This is a genomic window from Chromobacterium piscinae (genome assembly GCF_021129175.1).
Classification (GTDB): Bacteria; Pseudomonadota; Gammaproteobacteria; order Burkholderiales; family Chromobacteriaceae; genus Chromobacterium; species Chromobacterium piscinae.
Window position 1 is genome coordinate 1 of record NZ_JAJOHV010000098.1, and the last position, 18,844, is coordinate 18,844.

The 18,844-nt window shown below is 62.5% G+C and carries 19 protein-coding genes; 13 read left to right on the top strand and 6 right to left on the bottom strand.

Going from position 1 to position 18,844, the window contains the following annotated elements; all coding sequences use genetic code 11:
• Positions 1 to 186: 186 nt before the first annotated feature.
• Complete coding sequence (locus LQR33_RS20685) at positions 187 to 585, top strand: VOC family protein (protein ID WP_021475406.1); 399 nt, start codon at positions 187 to 189, stop codon at positions 583 to 585.
• A gap of 45 nt (positions 586 to 630) precedes the next feature.
• Here the strand turns inward: LQR33_RS20685 and LQR33_RS20690 are convergent, their stop codons facing one another.
• The 3 genes from LQR33_RS20690 to apaG all read right to left on the bottom strand — a co-directional run bounded on the left by LQR33_RS20690 (position 631) and on the right by apaG (position 3,921).
• On the bottom strand, positions 631 to 1,458 hold the full coding sequence (locus LQR33_RS20690; protein ID WP_231470270.1) for a substrate-binding periplasmic protein: 828 nt from the start codon (positions 1,456 to 1,458) through the stop codon (positions 631 to 633).
• A gap of 117 nt (positions 1,459 to 1,575) precedes the next feature.
• Positions 1,576 to 3,363: an ABCB family ABC transporter ATP-binding protein/permease gene (locus tag LQR33_RS20695; protein ID WP_221666301.1), complete on the bottom strand. Its 1,788-nt coding sequence runs from the start codon at positions 3,361 to 3,363 to the stop codon at positions 1,576 to 1,578.
• A gap of 177 nt (positions 3,364 to 3,540) precedes the next feature.
• Positions 3,541 to 3,921, bottom strand: coding sequence for a Co2+/Mg2+ efflux protein ApaG (apaG, locus tag LQR33_RS20700; RefSeq protein WP_166441548.1), 381 nt, complete (start codon positions 3,919 to 3,921; stop codon positions 3,541 to 3,543).
• 106 nt (positions 3,922 to 4,027) lie between these two features.
• Between apaG and rpe the strand changes: the two genes are divergently transcribed.
• The 4 genes from rpe (at position 4,028) to trpE (ending at position 7,825) form a co-directional block, all read left to right on the top strand.
• Positions 4,028 to 4,711, top strand: coding sequence for a ribulose-phosphate 3-epimerase (gene rpe, locus LQR33_RS20705; RefSeq protein WP_221666302.1), 684 nt, complete (start codon positions 4,028 to 4,030; stop codon positions 4,709 to 4,711).
• 39 nt (positions 4,712 to 4,750) lie between these two features.
• Entirely contained in the window at positions 4,751 to 5,503 is a 753-nt protein-coding gene (locus tag LQR33_RS20710; protein ID WP_221666303.1) for an SDR family oxidoreductase, read from the top strand.
• A gap of 57 nt (positions 5,504 to 5,560) precedes the next feature.
• On the top strand, positions 5,561 to 6,229 hold the full coding sequence (locus tag LQR33_RS20715) for a phosphoglycolate phosphatase (RefSeq protein ID WP_231470272.1): 669 nt from the start codon (positions 5,561 to 5,563) through the stop codon (positions 6,227 to 6,229).
• A 129-nt stretch (positions 6,230 to 6,358) separates the two neighbouring features.
• Positions 6,359 to 7,825, top strand: a complete 1,467-nt coding sequence (gene trpE, locus LQR33_RS20720; RefSeq protein ID WP_166441552.1) for an anthranilate synthase component I — start codon at positions 6,359 to 6,361, stop codon at positions 7,823 to 7,825.
• A 39-nt stretch (positions 7,826 to 7,864) separates the two neighbouring features.
• On the opposite strand, the gene LQR33_RS20725 is transcribed toward trpE, so the two are convergent.
• On the bottom strand, positions 7,865 to 9,067 hold the full coding sequence (locus tag LQR33_RS20725) for an MFS transporter (RefSeq protein ID WP_221667231.1): 1,203 nt from the start codon (positions 9,065 to 9,067) through the stop codon (positions 7,865 to 7,867).
• 375 nt (positions 9,068 to 9,442) lie between these two features.
• Between LQR33_RS20725 and LQR33_RS20730 the strand changes: the two genes are divergently transcribed.
• The 6 genes from LQR33_RS20730 to prmB all read left to right on the top strand — a co-directional run bounded on the left by LQR33_RS20730 (position 9,443) and on the right by prmB (position 14,409).
• Positions 9,443 to 9,802: a winged helix-turn-helix transcriptional regulator gene (locus LQR33_RS20730; RefSeq protein WP_221667230.1), complete on the top strand. Its 360-nt coding sequence runs from the start codon at positions 9,443 to 9,445 to the stop codon at positions 9,800 to 9,802.
• A gap of 184 nt (positions 9,803 to 9,986) precedes the next feature.
• Positions 9,987 to 10,556 carry an aminodeoxychorismate/anthranilate synthase component II gene (locus tag LQR33_RS20735; protein ID WP_166441555.1) on the top strand — a complete coding sequence of 190 codons (570 nt, stop codon included), beginning with the start codon at positions 9,987 to 9,989 and terminating at the stop codon, positions 10,554 to 10,556.
• A complete protein-coding gene (locus LQR33_RS20740) occupies positions 10,556 to 10,942 on the top strand; it encodes a lysozyme inhibitor LprI family protein (RefSeq protein WP_166441556.1) in 387 nt (128 codons plus the stop codon). Before LQR33_RS20735 ends, LQR33_RS20740 begins: the two co-directional genes overlap by 1 nt.
• 12 nt (positions 10,943 to 10,954) lie before the next feature.
• Entirely contained in the window at positions 10,955 to 11,983 is a 1,029-nt protein-coding gene (gene trpD, locus LQR33_RS20745; protein WP_231470273.1) for an anthranilate phosphoribosyltransferase, read from the top strand.
• Positions 11,984 to 12,040: 57 nt separating this feature from the next.
• A complete protein-coding gene (locus LQR33_RS20750) occupies positions 12,041 to 13,417 on the top strand; it encodes a phosphomannomutase/phosphoglucomutase (RefSeq protein WP_166441558.1) in 1,377 nt (458 codons plus the stop codon).
• A gap of 89 nt (positions 13,418 to 13,506) precedes the next feature.
• A complete protein-coding gene (prmB, locus tag LQR33_RS20755) occupies positions 13,507 to 14,409 on the top strand; it encodes a 50S ribosomal protein L3 N(5)-glutamine methyltransferase (RefSeq protein ID WP_166441559.1) in 903 nt (300 codons plus the stop codon).
• 130 nt (positions 14,410 to 14,539) lie between these two features.
• Here the strand turns inward: prmB and LQR33_RS20760 are convergent, their stop codons facing one another.
• Both LQR33_RS20760 and LQR33_RS20765 read right to left on the bottom strand, forming a co-directional pair.
• A complete protein-coding gene (locus LQR33_RS20760; RefSeq protein ID WP_021476955.1) occupies positions 14,540 to 14,743 on the bottom strand; it encodes a cold-shock protein in 204 nt (67 codons plus the stop codon).
• A 571-nt stretch (positions 14,744 to 15,314) separates the two neighbouring features.
• Positions 15,315 to 16,271, bottom strand: a complete 957-nt coding sequence (locus LQR33_RS20765; RefSeq protein ID WP_231470274.1) for a LysR family transcriptional regulator — start codon at positions 16,269 to 16,271, stop codon at positions 15,315 to 15,317.
• Between the two features lie 79 nt (positions 16,272 to 16,350).
• Here LQR33_RS20765 and leuC point away from each other — a divergent pair, with 79 nt between their 5' ends.
• Positions 16,351 to 17,781 carry a 3-isopropylmalate dehydratase large subunit gene (leuC, locus tag LQR33_RS20770; protein ID WP_231470276.1) on the top strand — a complete coding sequence of 477 codons (1,431 nt, stop codon included), beginning with the start codon at positions 16,351 to 16,353 and terminating at the stop codon, positions 17,779 to 17,781.
• Positions 17,778 to 18,416: a 3-isopropylmalate dehydratase small subunit gene (gene leuD / locus LQR33_RS20775; RefSeq protein ID WP_231470278.1), complete on the top strand. Its 639-nt coding sequence runs from the start codon at positions 17,778 to 17,780 to the stop codon at positions 18,414 to 18,416. The genes leuC and leuD overlap by 4 nt, the downstream gene beginning before the upstream one ends.
• Positions 18,417 to 18,844: the final 428 nt, after the last annotated feature.

The following is an 18,844-nucleotide window of genomic DNA, read 5'->3' on the forward strand; positions in this document are numbered from 1 at the left end:
CGCTGGCCGCGCTGGACCCGTCGCTGGAGTTCGCCGGCCTGCCGCAAGCCGACGCGCTGCGCGAGGCGCTGCGCCAGGGCGCGCTGGTGATGGAAGAAATGAAGCGCATCAAGGCGGGGAAAGCTGGCTGAGCGTCCGCCCTCATGCCATGATGAAAGCATCTCCAAACCACCCGCCTCCATCGCCATGTACAAGCACACGCCCCAGTTGCGCATCGCCCGCCCGGTCGGCAACCTCAACCTCAGCAAGGCGATGTATTGCGAAGGCCTGAATCTGCAGCAGCTGGGCAGCTTCAAGGATCATGAAGGTTTCGACGGCGTGATGCTGGGCCTGCCCGGCGCCGGCTACCATCTGGAATTCGTCGTCAGCCATCGCCACCCGGCGCACCCCAGCCCGACAGTTGAAGACCTGCTGGTGCTCTACCTTCCCGACCACGCCGAATGGGAGGCCGCCTGCGCCTGCATGCGCGCAGCCGGCTTTGCCCAGCAGCCCTCGGCCAATCCTTACTGGAATGTCCACGGCGCCACATTCGTCGATCACGACGGCTACCGCACCGTGCTGCAAAATACCGCCAGCCCCGTTTAAGCCAGCGACGCGGTCGGCGCCGATGCGCCCCGACTGCGCCCTGCCTTATTTCTGTGCCTGAGTCTCAATTCTTTCCAACAGGCCCGCCTTGCGCATTCTCTCAATGACCTTGTTGAATTCGGCGACCCACTTGTCCGCTCCCGACGCCTTGGAAAATCCAAACGCGGCGTAGGACAGCTTGCCGATCGGCACATCGGAAACGCCTATCGTTTCAGCGACGCCCTGCTGATTGACCAGATACTTCCCGACGTTGGAGTCTATGGTGGCGAGATCGATGCGGCCTGAGTCCATCATTTTCATCAAGGTGATGGAATCCGCCGCCCGTTCGATCGGATGGGCGGACTCGAATATCGCTTCCATTTCCTTGTCGACCACCGAGCCGATTTCCATTCCCAGGTGATGATCTTTCAGCGCCTGATAATCGGTCCAATCCACACGGCCGCGGAATGCGCTTTTTTTATAAAGGAAACAGTTGTACTGCCGCATGACGGGCAGGGAAAACGCCATGAACTGCTCCCGCTCAGGCGTCTTATATAGGGGAAGAATGCCATCCACCAGGCCATCCTTGGCCGCGCTCAGGCAACGCTTCCAAGGCAGTATCTTGACCGCGACCAGGATATCGAGTTGCTTGCCGATATCCTGCAGCAGCTTCACCTTGATGCCGCCGCTGGCCGCCTCGCCAAACTCGCCTATCGCATATGGCGGATATTTGTCGTAGCACAGCGTCAGCTTGCGGCTTTCCGCGTGCGCAAACCCAGCAATCAGCATAAAAACCGATAGCAGTACGCATTTGTACGCCATACACCTCCCGCCCATTCCACTGGGATGCCGGTGGCGGCTGACTAGAAAATCGTCGCCGCCAGCAAAAGCCATCCATTACAGGCAAGCCAGCCAATGCACTCGCTCACTGGCGCGCCATCTCATCCAGGCAGATCAAGCGCCTTAGCATCAAATCCAGTTCGCGCTGAGGCGCAGGATCGCCGCGAGCCCTTACTCCGCCACCGCCTCGCTCTCCTGCTGCAACCGCCACATTTCGGCGTAGCGGCCGCCCAAGTCCAGCAGCTCGCGATGGCTGCCCTGCTCCACCACCCGGCCGGCGTCGAGCACCAGGATGCGGTCGGCGTCGACGATGGTGGACAGCCGGTGGGCGATGATCAGCGTAGTGCGGTCGGCGGAGATGGCGGTCAGTTCGCGCTGGATCGCCTTCTCGGTGCGCGAATCGAGCGCGCTGGTGGCCTCGTCGAAGATCAAGATCGGCGGGTTCTTCAAGATAGTGCGCGCGATGGCGACGCGCTGCTTCTCGCCGCCGGACAATTTCAGCCCGCGCTCGCCGACCATGGTGTCGTAGCCGTCCGGCAGACTGCTGACAAAGTCGTGGATGTGGGCGGAGCGCGCCGCCTCGATCACTTCCTCGCGGGTGGCGCCGGGTTTGCCGTAGGCGATATTGTAGTAGACGGTGTCGTTGAACAGCACCGTATCCTGCGGCACGATGCCGATATGGGCGCGCAGCGAATCCTGCGTCAGCGCGCGGATGTCCTCGCCGTTGATCCTCACCGCGCCCGACGTGGCGTCGTAGAAGCGGAACATCAGCCGCGACAGCGTGGACTTGCCGGCGCCGCTGGCGCCGACCACCGCCAGCGTCTGGCCGGCGGGGATGGCGAAGTCCACATCATGCAGGATCTGCCGCTTGGATTCGTAGGCGAAGCCGACGCGCTCGAAACGTATCGTCGCGTTGCGTGCCGCCAGCGTCTTGGCGTCCGGCGCGTCCGCCACTTCCAGATTGACGCCCAGCAGCTTGAACATCCGTTCGATATCGGCCAGCGAATGCTTGATCTCGCGGTAGACGAAACCCAGGAAGTTCAGCGGCGCGTACAGCTGGGTGATGAAGGTGGCCACCAGCACCACGTCGCCCACCGTCATCCGGTGCGCCACCACGTCGCGCGCCGCCAGCACCATCACCAGCGTGACGCCGATGGCGATGATGGCGGCCTGGCCTGCGTTCAGCAGCGACAGCGATACCTGATTCTTGATCGCCGACGCCTCCCAGGCCTCCAGATTGCGGTCATAACGCTTGGACTCGTATTCCTCGTTATTGAAGTATTTGACCGTTTCGTAATTCAGCAGCGCGTCTATCGCCTTGGAATTGGCCTTGGAATCCAGGTCATTCATCGTGCGGCGGTAGACGGTGCGCCATTCGGTCACCAACAGCGTGAATGCGATGTATAGCCCGATGGTGCCCAGCGTCACCACCGCGAACTCCCACGAGTAGCGGTGCAGCAGGATGGCCGACACCATGCCGATTTCCAGCAGCGTGGGCAGGATGTTGAACACGGTGAAATTCAGCAGAAAGCCTATGCCCTTGGTGCCGCGCTCGATGTCGCGGCTCATGCCGCCGGTGTGCCGCTCCAGGTGGAAGCGCAGCGACAGTTTGAACAGGTGGCGGAACACATTGCGCGCCACGCTGCGCACCGCTCCCTGGATCACGCGGGCGAACACGGCGTCGCGCAGCTCGCCCAGCACGCCGGACAGCAGCCGCGCCACGCCGTAGCCGGTCAGCGCCAGCACCGGGATGGCCAGCAGCGTGGCCGGCACCGACAGCTGGTCGACGATGTCCTTCAAGTACAGCGGCACCGTCACCGCCCCTACTTTGGCCAGCACCATGCAGGCCAGAGCCAGGAAAACTCGCCACTTGAACGCCCACAGATAGGGCAGCAGGGTCTGGATGGTTTGCCAATCGTTGCGGCCGGACGGCGCCGGGCCGCTATGGGTGATACGCATAAATAAGGTTTGCCTGTGACTAAGACCTATCCCAAAGTGAAATAGCACTTCACTTCATAAAGGGGCGGACATCATGTGGATTCTGTTGCTGGAAGCGCTGGGAGCCGGCGGGCTCGCCACTTTCATCGTCTGGTGGACCTGGCCGCGCGACGACAAGGACCCTTCCTGTAAAAGCGATTAGTGCAGCACCCGCGGCGCCACCAGCGTCATTTCGGGAATGGACGCCTCGAAACGCTGGCCGTCGTCCGCCATCATCTGGTAGACACCCTTCATGCTGCCGTACGGCGTGGTGATGTGGGCCGCGCTGGAGTACTCGAACACCTGGCCGGGATCGAGATGCGGCTGCTCGCCCACCACGCCCATGCCGCGCACTTCCTGCACCTGCTGGTTGGCGTCGGTGATGATCCAGTGGCGGCTGATCAGTTGCGCCGGCTCGCTGCCGGTATTGGTGATGCGGACGCGATAGGCGAACACGTAAATATCATTGGCGACGCTGGACTGGTCCGCCACGTATTGCGGCTCCGCCCGCACCTCCATCTGGTAAAGTTTGTCAGCCATTTCGGCTTCTCCTGATTGATCTTGGTTTTCATTTTATCCGGCCAAACCGCTTTTGGCGCGGTAGAATGCCGGGCATTCCTCGTTTATCGATGTCAGAGCAATCGCCATGCGCACTTTCCGTATCGCCCCCAGCATTCTGTCCGCCGATTTCGCCCGCCTGGGCCAGGAAGTCAGCGATGTCATCGCCGCCGGCGCCGACATCATCCACTTCGATGTGATGGACAACCACTACGTCCCCAATCTGACCATGGGCCCGATGTTCTGCGAGGCCATCCGCCCCCACAGCAGCGCCCCGATCGACGTCCACCTGATGGTCAAACCGGTCGACGCGCTGGCCGCCGCCTTCGCCAAGGCCGGCGCGGACATCATCACCTTCCACCCGGAAGGCTCAGAACACATCGACCGCACGCTGGGCCTGATCAAGGATGCCGGCTGTAAGGCCGGCTTGGTGTTCAACCCGGCCACGCCGCTCTCTTACCTGGACCACGTGATGGACAAGCTGGACATGATCCTGATCATGTCGGTGAACCCCGGCTTCGGCGGACAATCGTTCATTCCGCACGCACTGGAAAAGATCCGGCAGGTTCGCCTGCGCATCGACGAATACACCGCCAAGCACGGCGGCGAAATCTGGCTGGAAGTGGACGGCGGCGTCAAGGTGGACAATATCGCCCAGGTGGCGGCCGCCGGCGCAGACACCTTCGTGGCCGGCTCCGCCATCTACGGCCAAAAAGACTACAAAGCCGTCATCGACGCGATGCGCGCCGAGCTGGCCCGCGTCCAAGTATAAGAGCGCAGCCTCCACCACCACTCTCCAAAGGGTAAAGCAATGCATGCATTCATCGTCACCGGCGCCTCGCGCGGCCTGGGTTACGCCATCTGCGAAACACTGCTGAGCGACGGCTACTTTGCCGTCGGCATCGCCCGCAACGCCGGTCCTGCGCTGGAAGGGCTGGCCGCCCGCCATCCCGAGAGGCTGCTGGCCGTCAACGCCGACCTAGCCGACGCCGCGCAAGCCGCCGCCTCGATTCACACCGCCTTGCAGCAGCTGCCGCTGCCGGAATGCGCGACGATCACGCTGATCAACAACGCCGGCTTGGTCACTCCCATCGCCCAGGCCGGCCATTATCCGACCGACGAGGTGGTCAAGGCTGTCGCCGTCAACGTCACCGCGCCGCTACTCACGACCGATGCGCTGCTGTCCGCCACCGATCACCTGCCGGCGCGCCGCCGCATCCTGAACATCTCGTCCGGCGCCGCCGCCAAGGCCTATCCGGGCTGGAGCGTGTACTGCGCCACCAAGGCCAGTCTGGACCACTTCAGCCGCAGCGTGGCCGTGGAGCAGGAAGGCAAGGCCAATCCGGCGCGCATCGTCGCGCTGTACCCTGGCGTGGTGGACACCGACATGCAGAGCAATATCCGCGCCAGCGACGAGGGTCAGTTTCCGCAGAAGGCCCGCTTCGACGCGCTGAAGTCCGACGGCGCGTTGAGCAGCCCGGGCGACGCCGCGCGCAAGATCGTCGACTATCTGGTTTCGCCGGCCTTCGGCCAGTTGCAAGTCGTAGACATCCGCGAGCTCTAGGCACTCCGCATCACCCATTCCGCCGCGGCCCGCCGGCCGCGGCAGCAAAGCAGGCACATGAATCTCAAGCACATCAAAGCCGTCGCCTTCGATCTGGACGGCACTCTGGTCGACTCCATTCCCGATCTAGCCGACGCCGCCAACGCGATGCGCGAGCATCTGGGGCTGCCTCCGCTTGATCCCGAGCGGATCAAGAGCCACGTCGGCGACGGCATCGCCAGCCTGGTGCACCGCGCCATCACCGACGAGCACCACGCCGAGGCCGACGGCCCGCTGTGGGAGCGCGGCTACCGTTTCTTCGTCCAGCGCTACAGCGAGCGCCTGGCGGTCCGCACCACGGTCTATCCCGGCGTGCTAGACGGACTCGCCCTGCTGCGCGCCCTCAAGCTGCCGCTGGTCATGGTCACCAACAAATCCGAACGCCTGGCCGTGCCATTAGCCGAGCAACTGGGCCTGCGCGACCTGTTCAGCCTGATCCTCGGCGGCGACACGCTGCCGGAGAAGAAACCATCGGCGCTGCCGCTCTTGCATTGCTGCCAGGTGCTGGGGATCCAGCCGCAGGAACTGGCGATGGTGGGCGACTCCGCCAACGACGTGGCCGCCGCCCGCGCAGCCGGCAGCGCGGCCATCGCCGTCAGCTACGGCTACGCCGACGCGTCCACTCTGGGCGCGGACCTGACGGTAAACAGTGTTGCCGAGCTCTACGATTTGATGAAGAATGACTGAATCCCGTCAACCCTGAAGGAACTCAAACGCCCATGGCCTTTCTTCCCTGCCCCGCCAGCTGGCGATGGCGTCGCCCGGCCCACGCCCCGCACGACCCCGCCCAAACTGACAAGACACAGGAAGAACCGCATGCAAGCGCAAGAGTTTGACCAGCTGGCCGCTGCCGGCTACAACCGCATCCCAGTCACCCAGGAACTGCTGGCCGATCTGGACAGCCCGCTGTCCATCTACCTGAAGCTCGCCAACCAGCCGTACAGCTACCTGCTGGAATCGGTGGTGGGCGGCGAGCGCCACGGCCGCTATTCCATCATCGGCTTGCCGGCCGATACCCGCTTGCGCGTCAATGGCCAGCGGGTGCAGGTGGAGTGCGGCGACAAGGTGATAGAGCGCCACGACGGCGACCCGCTGGCCTTCATCGAAGCCTTCCAGCACCGTTTCCGCATCCCCGAGCTGCCCGGTCTGCCGCGCTATTCCGGCGGCCTGGTCGGCTACTTCGGCTACGACACCATACGCTATGTGGAGCGCCGCCTGGCCGACGTCCAGAAGCCGGACCCGGTGGGCACGCCGGACATCCTGCTGATGCTGTCGGAAGAAATCGCTGTGGTGGACAATCTGTCCGGCAAGCTCTACTTGGTGGTCTACGCCGACCCCGAAGTGCCCAACGCGCTGCAGAAAGCCAAGGCGCGGCTGGCCCAGCTGCGCGCCAAGCTGCGCGAGCCGCTGGCCATCCCGCTGTCGCTACCCCAGCCCCATGAAGGCGAGGCGGTGTCGGAATACGGCGAGGACGCGTTCAAAGAAGCCGTGGCGTCCTGTCAGCGCTATATCCACGACGGCGACATCATGCAGGTAGTGCTGGCCCAGCGCATGCAGCAGCCCTACCACGGCTCGCCGATCGCGCTGTACCGCGCGCTGCGCAACCTCAACCCGTCGCCATACATGTTCTTCTATCATTTCGACGACTTCCACGTGGTGGGCGCATCGCCGGAAATCCTGGTGCGCCGCGAAGGCGAAACCGTGACCGTGCGCCCGATCGCCGGCACCCGCCCCCGCGGCCATAGCCGCGAGCAGGACGAGGCGCTAGCCGCCGAGCTGCTGGCCGATCCCAAGGAAATCGCCGAACACGTGATGCTGATGGACCTGGGCCGCAACGACGTCGGCCGCGTCGCCGACATCGGCACCGTGAAGATCACCGACAATATGGCGATCGAGCGCTATTCCCACGTGATGCACATCGTGTCCAACGTGGAGGGCCAGGTGGACCGCAAGATCAGCAATATCGACGTGATCAAAGCCACCTTCCCGGCCGGCACGCTGTCCGGCGCGCCCAAGGTGCGGGCGATGCAGATCATCGACGAATTCGAGCCGACCAAACGCGGCGTCTACGGCGGCGCGGTGGGCTACCTGGGCTTCAACGGCGATATGGACCTGGCCATCGCCATCCGCACCGCGGTGCTGAAGAACGGCATGCTCTACGTGCAGTCCGGCGCCGGCATCGTCGCCGATTCGGTGCCGCAATCGGAATGGCAGGAAACACAGAACAAGGCGCGCGCGGTGCTGCGCGCCGCCCAGATGGTGCGGGACGGGCTGGACGCCTGACCTTTCCAACACAAAACGCCGGCTCATGCCGGCGTTTTCTTATGCATCCAGATCCCTGCCCACCCGCCAAGACAAAGGCAGCGTCAACAACAGAAAGGCCGCCAGCGCCAGCATCGCCACCGGCACGCCGGCGAGATCGCCCAGACGGCCGAACAGCACCGGCGACAATGCGCCGCCACCTATCGTGCCGGTGTAGAACAAGGCGAACGCATGTTCCCGCCCAGTGGCATCGGCCAGCTCCGGCACGGTGCCGTACAGCACCGATGAAGTGCCATTCAGCGCCAAGCCCAGCAAGGGCAGCATCGCCATGGTTCCAAACAGCGGCAGCGCCAGGCTCATCGCAATCAGCAATGCGGTCATCCCCTCGGTCAGCCATACCGTTTTGACCATGCCGACGCGCGCGCCCAGATAGCCGCAGAACAGCTTGCCGAACGCGCCGCCGACGAACAACAGCGACAGCGCCAAACCAATGCCCGCAGTACCCGCCCCCTTGCTCTGCAGCAGGAAGGGGAGAAAAGTCAGAAAGCCCATCCGCGCCGCGCTGTCTATCGCCCCGGTGGCCAGCAAGGCGCGCAAGCCGCCCCTCGAGCCCTTGCCCGCCGCCCGCGCCGCCGACTTTGCCGCGGCGCTTGGCAAACGGTCCGGAATCAGCCGCCACAGCACCCCGGCCGCCGCCAAGCCCAGCAGACCCATCAGGCTGACGCTGAGCCGCCAGCTCGCCATCGTCAGCAGCAAGCCTGTCAACGCCGGGATCAGCGTCTTGCCGATATCGCCGGCGAAATTGTATTGCGCCAACGCCTGCCGCGAGCCGCCGCCGGCCTCATGGCTATCCGCCACCAGCGAAGACGCCAGCGGATGCTGGACGCTGGCGCCCAGGCCGCCCAGCGCCAAGGCCAGCAGCAGGACCGCCAGGCCACCCGCCTGGCCGGCCAACAGATAGGCCATGCCCGCCAGCGCGGTGCCGCCAACCAGCATGCGCTTGCGCCCCCAGCGCCTGGCCAAGCGGCTGGCCAACAGCTGGAAGCCGGCCATCGCGCCGGAATACGCGCCGCGCAGCAAGCCCACCATCGCGTAGCCGATGCCGAATTGCGCCTGCCAGATGGGCAGCAGCACGTAGACCAGGTCGGTCAGGCCGTCGTGGACCGCATGGGCGCCGCTTGCGGCCAGCAGCGCGCGACGACGCGAGCGCATGTCTTCGCTTGCCGCCTCGGCGCCCAGAACGGCGGGTTTGGGATCATTCATTGAGATGACGCTTCGATTTCCATGCGGACCATTCTAGCGTCACGAAACACAAACGTCATACTCAAGAAGAACGTCGTCTGCAGATTGCCCACGCCGCCATCCACTCGCGGCTAGCCGCCCAGCATGTAGCTGGACTCGTCGAAAGCCAGGAACACCGCCGCCATGGCCAGTTCCTCCTGCTACTCCAGGCCAGCGGCGCCAGCTTGCGCATCTGCTCCTGCAGCGCCGGCAATTCGTCATCCGGCATGCCCAGCTTGCGAAAGCCGGCGTTTGGGCCAGCCCCGGCGACAAGCCATTGACGCAACCCACGCAGCCTCTTTATGGCCATTAGTATGCAATGTATAGTAGGTATTGAATTGATACCCATGATCCATCATGACTTTGAAAAATCAGCAGGAAACCGCCTCAGCCAGCACCTGTCCGATGCTGCAATTCATCGACCTGATCGCCGGAAAATGGGCGATTCCCATTCTTTACCGCCTGATCGTGATGGACCGCCCAGTACGCTTCGGCGAACTGCAGCGCGCGGTCGGCACCATCACCCAGAAGGAACTCACCCGCCAGCTGCGCGCTTTCGAACAGCGCGGCCTAGTGCGGCGCACGGTTTACGCCGAGGTTCCGCCCCGCGTCGAATACCAGATCACCACGCTGGGCAGCACGCTGCAGCAACCGCTGCAGCAACTAGCGGGGTGGATGGAGCGCTATGGCGACCAGCTGAACCGCAGCGCCTCATGAACAGGCGCGACACGACAGGGCAAAGCCGAATTCCGGGGGTGACGGCGACCGCGGACTATGGGGTATAGTGTTGGCAACCCGCAATCATGCATGCCGTCTGTCCTGCGCAGAAAAGCCGGGCAAGATATCTGGTGCCGCAGCAAAATTTAAAATTCAACAATGAATTCAAAAGGTTAATCATTCAATGCTATTGATGATCGACAATTATGATTCCTTCACCTACAACCTGGTGCAGTACTTCGGCGAGCTGGGCCAGGACGTGAAGGTGTTCCGCAACGACGAAATCACCCTGCAGCAGATCGAAGAACTGAAGCCAAAATACCTGGTGGTCTCTCCCGGCCCCTGCACGCCCAACGAAGCCGGCGTGTCGGTGCCCGCCATCCTGCACTTCGCCGGCAAGCTGCCCATCATGGGCGTGTGCCTGGGCCACCAGGGCATTGGCCAGGCTTTCGGCGGCAAGGTCGTCCACGCCAAGCAACTGATGCACGGCAAGGTGTCGCCGGTCAGCCATCTGGATAAGGGCATGTTCCATGGCCTGCCCAATCCCGTCACCTGCACCCGCTATCATTCGCTGGTGATCGAACGCGAAACGCTGCCGGACTGCCTGGAAGTCACCGCCTGGACCGACGATGGAGAAATCATGGGCGTGCGCCACAAGACGCTGCCGATCGAAGGCGTGCAGTTCCACCCGGAATCCATCCTCACCGAGCATGGCCACCGCATGCTGGACAACTTCCTGAAGGAATTCGCCTGATGCGATTGACGCCGCTGCTGTTCGGCGTCTTGCTGGCCTCCCCCGCCTGGTCCGGCGCGCTGGACGACTGCGAGCAAAGCAAGGCCGACACTCCGGCCGTCGCCGCCTGCCTGCAGCAACGCCACAGCGAGACGGGCCGCCAGCTGACCGCCCAAGAAGACAGGGCGCTGGATGCGATGCGCAAGCTTGACGCCGCCACCGACGGCCGCTTCCACGCCGCGCGCGAACTGCGCCGCGCCCGCCAGTCTTACCGCGACTACCGCCGCCAGCACTGCGACTGGGTGGAAGCCAGCTACGCCAGCGGCAACGGCGCGGCCCGCGCCCGGCTGGCCTGCGAAATCGACCTCGACACGCAAAGGCTGGCCGACCTCGCCCGCCACAGCTGATAGGAAATCCAGATGATCACCCCGCAAGCGGCGCTAAATCGCCTGATCGACGGCAACGAACTGTTCTACGAAGAAATGCTGGCGTTGATGCGCCAGATCATGCGCGGCGAACTGACGCCGGCGCAAACTTCGGCCATCCTCATCGGCCTCAGGGTCAAGGTGGAGTCCGTATCGGAAATCGCCGCGGCCGCCACCGTGATGCGCGAATTCTCCACCCACGTGCCGGTGTCCAACCGCAACCATCTGGTGGACACCTGCGGCACCGGCGGCGACAAGTCCCACACTTTCAACATCTCCACCACCGCGGCCTTCGTCGCCTCGGCCGCCGGCGCGCGCGTGGCCAAGCATGGCGGCCGTTCGGTATCGTCCAGCTCGGGCAGCGCCGACGTGCTGGAGCTGCTCGGCGTCAACCTGCAGCTGACGGCGGAACAGGTCGGACAATGCCTGGATGAAATCGGCCTGGGCTTCATGTTCGCCCCCAACCACAACAGCGCGATGAAACACGTGGCGCCGATCCGCAAGGAGCTTGGCGCGCGCACCATCTTCAACATCCTGGGGCCGCTGACCAATCCGGCCGGCGCCGACAACCAGCTGATGGGCGTGTTCCACCCCGACCTGGTGGGCATCCAGTCCCGCGTGCTCAAGCAGCTGGGCAGCAAGCACGTGATGGTCGTCCACGGCAGCGACGGCCTGGACGAATTGACACTGTCCGGTCCCAGCATGGTGGCGGAACTCAAGAATGGCGAGATACTGGAATACCAGCTGGAGCCAGGCGAGTTCGGCCTCGCCGCCTGCGAGCTGAAAGACCTGCGCGCCAACACCGCCGAACAGTCCCGCGACCGCCTGCTATCCGTATTGGACGGCCAGCCGGGACCCGCCCGCGACATCGTGCTGTTCAACGCCGGCGCGGCGATTTACACCGCCGATATCGCCCCAAGCCTGGCCGACGGTGTTAACATTGCGCGCGAAGCCTTGGACAGCGGCAAAGCCAAGCAGAAATTACAGCAGCTGGTCGCCTTGAGCCGGAAGCTCGGCGGCTGACTCCCCAGCGGGGCGGCGCACCTCCGCCCTCCAACCTCATATCGCGTCAAAGCCATCATGAACAAAATATCCAAAGATATCTTCAAAGCGTATGACATCCGCGGCATCGTCGGCAAAACCCTGACCGCCGCCGTCGCGCGGCAAATCGGCCAGGCCGTGGCTTCGGAAGCCATCGCCCGCAAGGTCAAGGCCATTGTGATCGGCCGCGACGGCCGCCTGTCCGGCCCCGAGCTGAGCGAGGCGCTGGCCGACGGCATCCGCGCCGCCGGCGTGGACGTGATCGACGTCGGCCGCGTCGCCACCCCGATGCTGTACTTCGCCGCCCACCAGCTGGGCACCCTGTCCGGCGTGATGGTGACCGGCAGCCATAACCCTCCCGACTACAACGGCTTCAAGATGATGCTGGCCGGCGATACCCTGGCCGGCGAGGACATCCAGAAACTCTACCAGCGCATCGTCGACAGCAACTTGGCCGAAGGCGAAGGCGGCTACCGCACCGAAGACATCGCGGAAGCCTATCTGGAACGCATCACCTCCGACATCAAGCTGGAACGCCCGCTGAACATTGTGGTGGACAGCGGCAACGGCGTCGCCGGCGCGTTCGGCCCGCTGCTGTACCGCCGCCTGGGCTGCAAGGTGCGCGAGCTATTCTGCGACGTGGACGGCAATTTCCCGAACCACCACCCGGACCCAGCCAAGCCGGAAAACCTGAAGGACCTGATCGAGGCGCTGCAGAAGACCGACGCCGAGATCGGCCTGGCCTTCGATGGCGACGGCGACCGCCTGGGCGTGGTCACCAAGGACGGCAACATCATCTGGCCGGACCGCCAGCTGATGCTGTACGCGGCCGACGTGCTGGACCGCAATCCCAAGGCCAAGGTGATCTTCGACGTCAAGTCCACCCGCCTGCTGAAGCCCTGGATCAAGAAAAACGGCGGCGTGCCGGTAATGGCGCGCACCGGCCACAGCTTCATCAAAGCCAAGATCAAGGAAACCGGCGCGCTGCTGGCCGGCGAGATGAGCGGCCACGTGTTCTTCAAGGAGCGCTGGTATGGCTTCGACGACGGCATCTACACCGGCGCCCGCCTGCTGGAAGTGCTGTCCCGCGTCGAAGACCCGAGCGAACTCCTGAACGCACTGCCCAATGCCGTCTCCACGCCCGAGCTGAACCTGAAAATGGCCAAGGAAGGCGAGAACCACGCGCTGATCTCCAAACTGCAGGAATCCGCCAAGTTCGACGGCGCCGAAGAGGTGAACACGCTGGACGGCCTGCGCGTCGAGTACAAGGATGGCTTCGGCCTGGCCCGCGCATCCAACACCACGCCGGTGATCGTGCTGCGCTTCGAAGCCGACACCGAAGAGGCGCTGGAGCGCATCAAGGGCGACTTCCGCCGCGTGCTGGCCACCGCCACCGACGCCAAGCTGCCGTTCTAAGCCTGCCGCGACCGCGACTGGCGGTCGTGTGGAAATAGCTGTCAGGGGACATGGTGCATCCATGTCCCCGTTGCATTGAAAGGAAATCCATGTACCAACTGGCCGCCAGCCACTTCACCACCGCGCGCGACCTGCTGCGCTTCGCCGTGTCGCGCTTCAACGAGGCCGAGCTCACCTACGGCCACGGCACCCACAACGCGCACGACGAAGCGGCCTACCTGATCCTGTCGGCGCTGCAACTGCCGATCGATACGCTGGAGCCCTATCTGGACGCCCGGCTGCTACCCGAGGAAGTGGAACGCGTGGTGGAGCTGATCCGCCGCCGTGCCGAGGACAAGGTGCCGGTCGCCTACCTGACCAACGAGGCCTGGCAGGGCGAGTTCAACTTCTATGTCGACGAGCGCGTGCTGGTGCCGCGCTCCTTCATCTACGAACTGCTGGGCGAGCCGCTGGCGCCGTGGATCGAACATCCGGAACTGGTGCACCGCGCGCTGGACCTGTGCACCGGCTCCGGCTGCCTGGCCATCCAACTGGCCAGCCACTATCCGGACGCCGAGGTCGACGCCGTCGACATCTCGCTGGACGCGCTGGAAGTGGCGGCGATCAACGTCGAGCACTACGGCCTGCAGGACCGCGTCAACCTGATCCACACCGACATGTTCGAGGGGATTGAGGAAAAGTACGATCTGATCATCTCCAACCCACCCTACGTCGACGCCGAATCGGTGGAGGAGCTGCCGGAAGAATATTTGCACGAGCCGGAAATCGCGCTCGGCTCCGGCGAGGACGGCCTGGACGCCACCCGCGAAATCCTGCGCCGCGCACCGGAATTCCTGAACGAGCGCGGCGTGCTGCTGGTGGAAATCGGCCACAACCGCGACATGCTGGAAGAGTGCTTCCCCTCCCTGCCCTTCATGTGGATGGAAACGCAGAGCGGCGATGGCTTCGTCTTCCTGCTGACGCGCGAAGACATAGTAAACGCTGCGATCTAATCAGATCGAAAAGCCGCCAATCCAAAGGGTTTGGCGGCTTTTTCACGCCCCTCCATTTCGCACCTCTTGCCAAGAGCAAAAGACCCACGAAAAAAAGCCCCACTAAGGGGCTTTTTGCTAGCAGCAATACTTAGAGCGGCTGAATGCCAGATGCTGCCGGACCCTTTTGGCCCATCGCTCTGGTGTAGCTCACTTTTTGGCCTTCATGCAGCGACTTGAATCCATCGGCGCGAATTTCAGAAAAATGAGCGAACAGATCATCACCACCATTATCAGGGGTAATGAAACCAAAACCTTTTGCGTCATTGAAGAATTTAACGGTACCAGTTTCCATAATGCACTCCTTGTGTCGGTAAGGGCATAAAATTGCCAAAGGCATGATAATCAAGGAATAGATAAGGAAACAATGAAGACCAATTGGGTGGGCAACGAGGTATCGATAGATATGACGCTTGAAAATCTTGCATCTCAATTTTGCACAGATTACTTTTCAATTGTCAACAAAATTTGTGATCTTGAAAAATGTAGGCTTACCGCACTCACGACGAATTGCATAAATAGCTTTACAATCCATTGAAACAGAGTAGGCCTATTTCCTTACCTACCAAGCTCGTACTCGAGCCTTTTTATTTATTTATGGCGTTTACCAACCCCTCCATGATGTCGCCTTGCTTATTCCATGGCCACGGATAGCGCTATGTTGGGGCAGTAGCCTCCTAGTGATGTCTACGATGGTAGATCCAAGCTAACTTGTGGTGCGTGTTGATGTGCTCAAGAAACAAGCAAGCACCTGTTGTGGAGCGGCATTTACATGCCAAAACAGTGGCATGTTTGTGGAAATAATCATAAATAGAAAAGAAAATTCATTTCTTATAAATATTTAAAAAATCAACCGCTTTTAGAAGCTACCAGCCGCTCTTACCATCCCCCCTGGGCCGATATGGATCAAAGTGCTTATCCAGATGACTGACGAAGGCCCGGACTTTCGCCGACAGGTTGTTCTTCATCGGATAGACCGCGTGAATGTCGGCTGCCGGAAACCGCCAATCACCTAGCACTTCGCGCAGCCGTCCCGAGCGAAGATAAGGCGCGACATTCCATTCCGAGCGCAGCAATATCCCCAGCCCCCGCAGCGCCCAGTTGACCGCCGCTTCTCCATCGTTGGTCGAGACCGTCCCGCGAACCTTCACATTGGCTTGCGCGGCCCCTGAATGCAGGTGCCAGGCGCCGTAGGTCTCATCACTCTCCCGGATCACGATACAGCGGTGGCGCTGCAGATCCATCGGGGAAACCGGGACGCCGAAACATTCCAGATAAGCGGGCGATGCGCATAGCAGACGGCGATTGCTGGCAATTTTCCTGGACGTGACGCGAGCGTCGGGCATTTCGCCGAAGCGGATGCAGACATCGAACCCTTCTTCGATCAGATTGGCAGGGCGGTCGGACAGGGATAACTGGACGTCGACATCCGGATAAATCTCCACGAAATCCGCGATGGCCGGGGCGATGAATTGCCGGCCAAAACCGAAAGTCGCATTGACGCGCAGCAACCCTTTCGGGATGGATTGGGCGCTGGCAAGCCTTTGCTCCAGCTCCTCCAGATCCCCCAGAATCTTTTTCCCCTCAGCCAGATACAACTCGCCTTCATACGTGATTGCCGTCCGTCTCGTCGTGCGGTTCAGCAACCGGATGCCGAGCCTCGCCTCAAGATTGGCCAAGCGCCGGCTGACGGCGGCGGTGGATACGCCAAGCTCTTGCGCCGCGCCGGACAAGGTGCCCGCCTTCACCACTTCCAGGAAAAAAGCGACGTCGGATACAGAGTTCATTTTTGCGTTTAAGTTAAAAAAAGTTTGATATTTCAATTATTGTACAGAAATTTGCAATCCACTAACTTGCCTTCCAAGGAAGCCGCCTCGCTTTCAGACTCACCGGGAGACACGCATGGCCGCATTGCAAACCCCACCCCAAACGCTTTATCAGAAGCTGGTCGAAACCCACACGGTGGCGCAGTTGGATCCGCAGAACGTGCTGCTCTACGCCGATCTGCACATCGTGAACGAATACACCAGCCCGCAAGCGTTCGCTGGCTTGACCGAGGCCGGCCGCGGCGTCTTGCGGCCCAGCCAGAACGTGGCGGTGGTCGACCACATCATTCCCACTCACCCGGTGGCGATTCGCATCATCGAGGAGCCGGACCCTGCCCTTCAGGCCTCGAATCTGAAGAAGAATTGCGACTTCCACGACATCCCGCTGTTCGATGCCAACGACCGCTTCCAGGGCATCGAGCATGTGATCGCGCCGGAACTGGGCATGATTCGCCCCGGCATGGTCGTCCTCTGCGGCGACAGCCACACGACGACCTATGGCGCGCTGGGGGCGCTGGGCTTCGGGATCGGTACCTCGGAGGTCGGGCATGTGCTGGCGACCCAGACCCTGGTGTATCGCCTCGCGCAAACCATGCGCATTCATGTAACCGGCCGCTTGCCGCCTGGGACGACCGCCAAGGATTTGATTCTGCTGATCATCAACCGGATAGGCGCCCACGGCGCGCGCGGCTACGTGGTCGAGTTCTGCGGCGAGGCCATTGAGTCGATGACAGTCGAGGCGCGGATGACGCTGTGCAATATGGCCGTCGAGGCCGGCGCGCGCGGCGCGCTGATCGCGCCGGACGAGCGCGCGCTTGAATACGTCACGAACCGTTGTCCGGATCTGGCCGGTGCGACACTGGAAGCCGCGAAGGCCGACTGGCGCGCCCTGCGCAGCGACGTCGGCGCCCCATTCGACCTTGAGCTCGAATTCCAGGCCGGCGACGTCGAGCCCTATGTGACATGGGGCACCAGCCCCGACCAATCCATTCCGATCAGCGGCCGCGTCCCCTCTGCCGCGTCGGCGCCGGAGGGGTCTGAGCGGCTCACCATGCAGCGGGCGCTGCGCTATACCGGCCTGGCCGAAGGCGCCCAACTGGAAGGCTTGCCCGTCCAGCGCGTCTTCATCGGCTCTTGCACCAATGCCCGCATCGAGGACTTGCGCGCTGTCGCGGAGATCGTGCGCGGACGCAGCGTGGCCCCTTCGGTGCGCGCCATGATCGTGCCGGGCTCAGGCGAAGTGCGCCGCCAGGCCGAACAGGAAGGGTTGGCGCAGCTCTTCATCGAGGCCGGCTTTGAATGGCGCCAACCCGGCTGCTCCCTATGCCTGGCCATGAACGACGACATCCTCAACCCCGGCGAACGCTGCGCCTCCACCACCAACCGCAATTTCGAAGGCCGCCAAGGCCGGGACGCGATCACCCACCTGATGAGTCCGGCCATGGCCGCCGCCGCCGCCGTGACCGGATACATCACCGACGTCCGCAAATTGGGAGTCCGAGCATGACCGTTCACACCCGAATCGAAGGCATAGCCGCGCCATTGCCGATTGCCAATCTGGATACCGACCAGATCATGCCCAAGCAATTCCTGCGCCGCATCGACAAGGCGGGCCTGGCCGAAGGCCTGCTATACGACATGCGCTTCGGCTCGGATGGAACTCCCCGGCCCGAGTTCGTTCTCAATCGGCCGGAATACGCCGCGGCCAGGATACTGGTCTCCGGCCCCAATTTCGGCTGCGGATCCAGCCGCGAGCACGCGGTCTGGGGCCTGCGGCAATACGGCATCCAGGCGGTGATCGCGCCAAGCTTCGGCGAGATTTTCTATTCGAACGCGATGAACAACAGCCTGATGCTGGTGGCGCTGGCCGAAGCCGATGTCGAGGCCATTCTGGCCGACGTCTCCGCGCCGGAAAACAGCCTGGTCGCGATCGATATCGCATCCATGACGGTGCGAAGCAAGAGTTTGACGGCGCCTTTCTCGCTGTCCGAGCGCCATCGCCGGATGTTCCTCGAAGGCCTGGACATGATAGGCGCGACCTTGGCCATGCAAGACCAGATCCACGCATTCGTCGCCAAGCATTGGCGACAACGGCCCTGGCTGAAAGACATCGCCTCCATGACAAAAAACCGTTTGGCGTAAGCGGGGCGCCTGCCAGGGCACCAATAACAAGCGGGCCATCCACAAGTAGGAAGCCAGCGCGCTAAGTGCCAGCCTTGATATGCCAACGGTTGAAGTACCTTTTCAGCTTGACGCCAATGAACGCCAGCAGAGAAGGCCAATTGCGCAAGAACCGTTTCGATGGACTCACTGATCACAGGGTTAGCGGATAGATAGTCGGCCAAGTCGGATTGAAAAGTCAGATCAACGATGAGCTGGCGGCACTCTATCTCAAGGGCTGCTCGAAGCGAATCGACCAGCCAAGCGGCTGCCAGCCCACGCGAAGCAAGTAGCTCAAATAACTGTTTGTCAAAATCGTTCTCAGATTGCGCCACGGCTTCACTTACGCGAATTGGGACCTGCGGCTGTCAGAGGTGGAATACACCGGCCTACATGGCCTTTCAAACAGG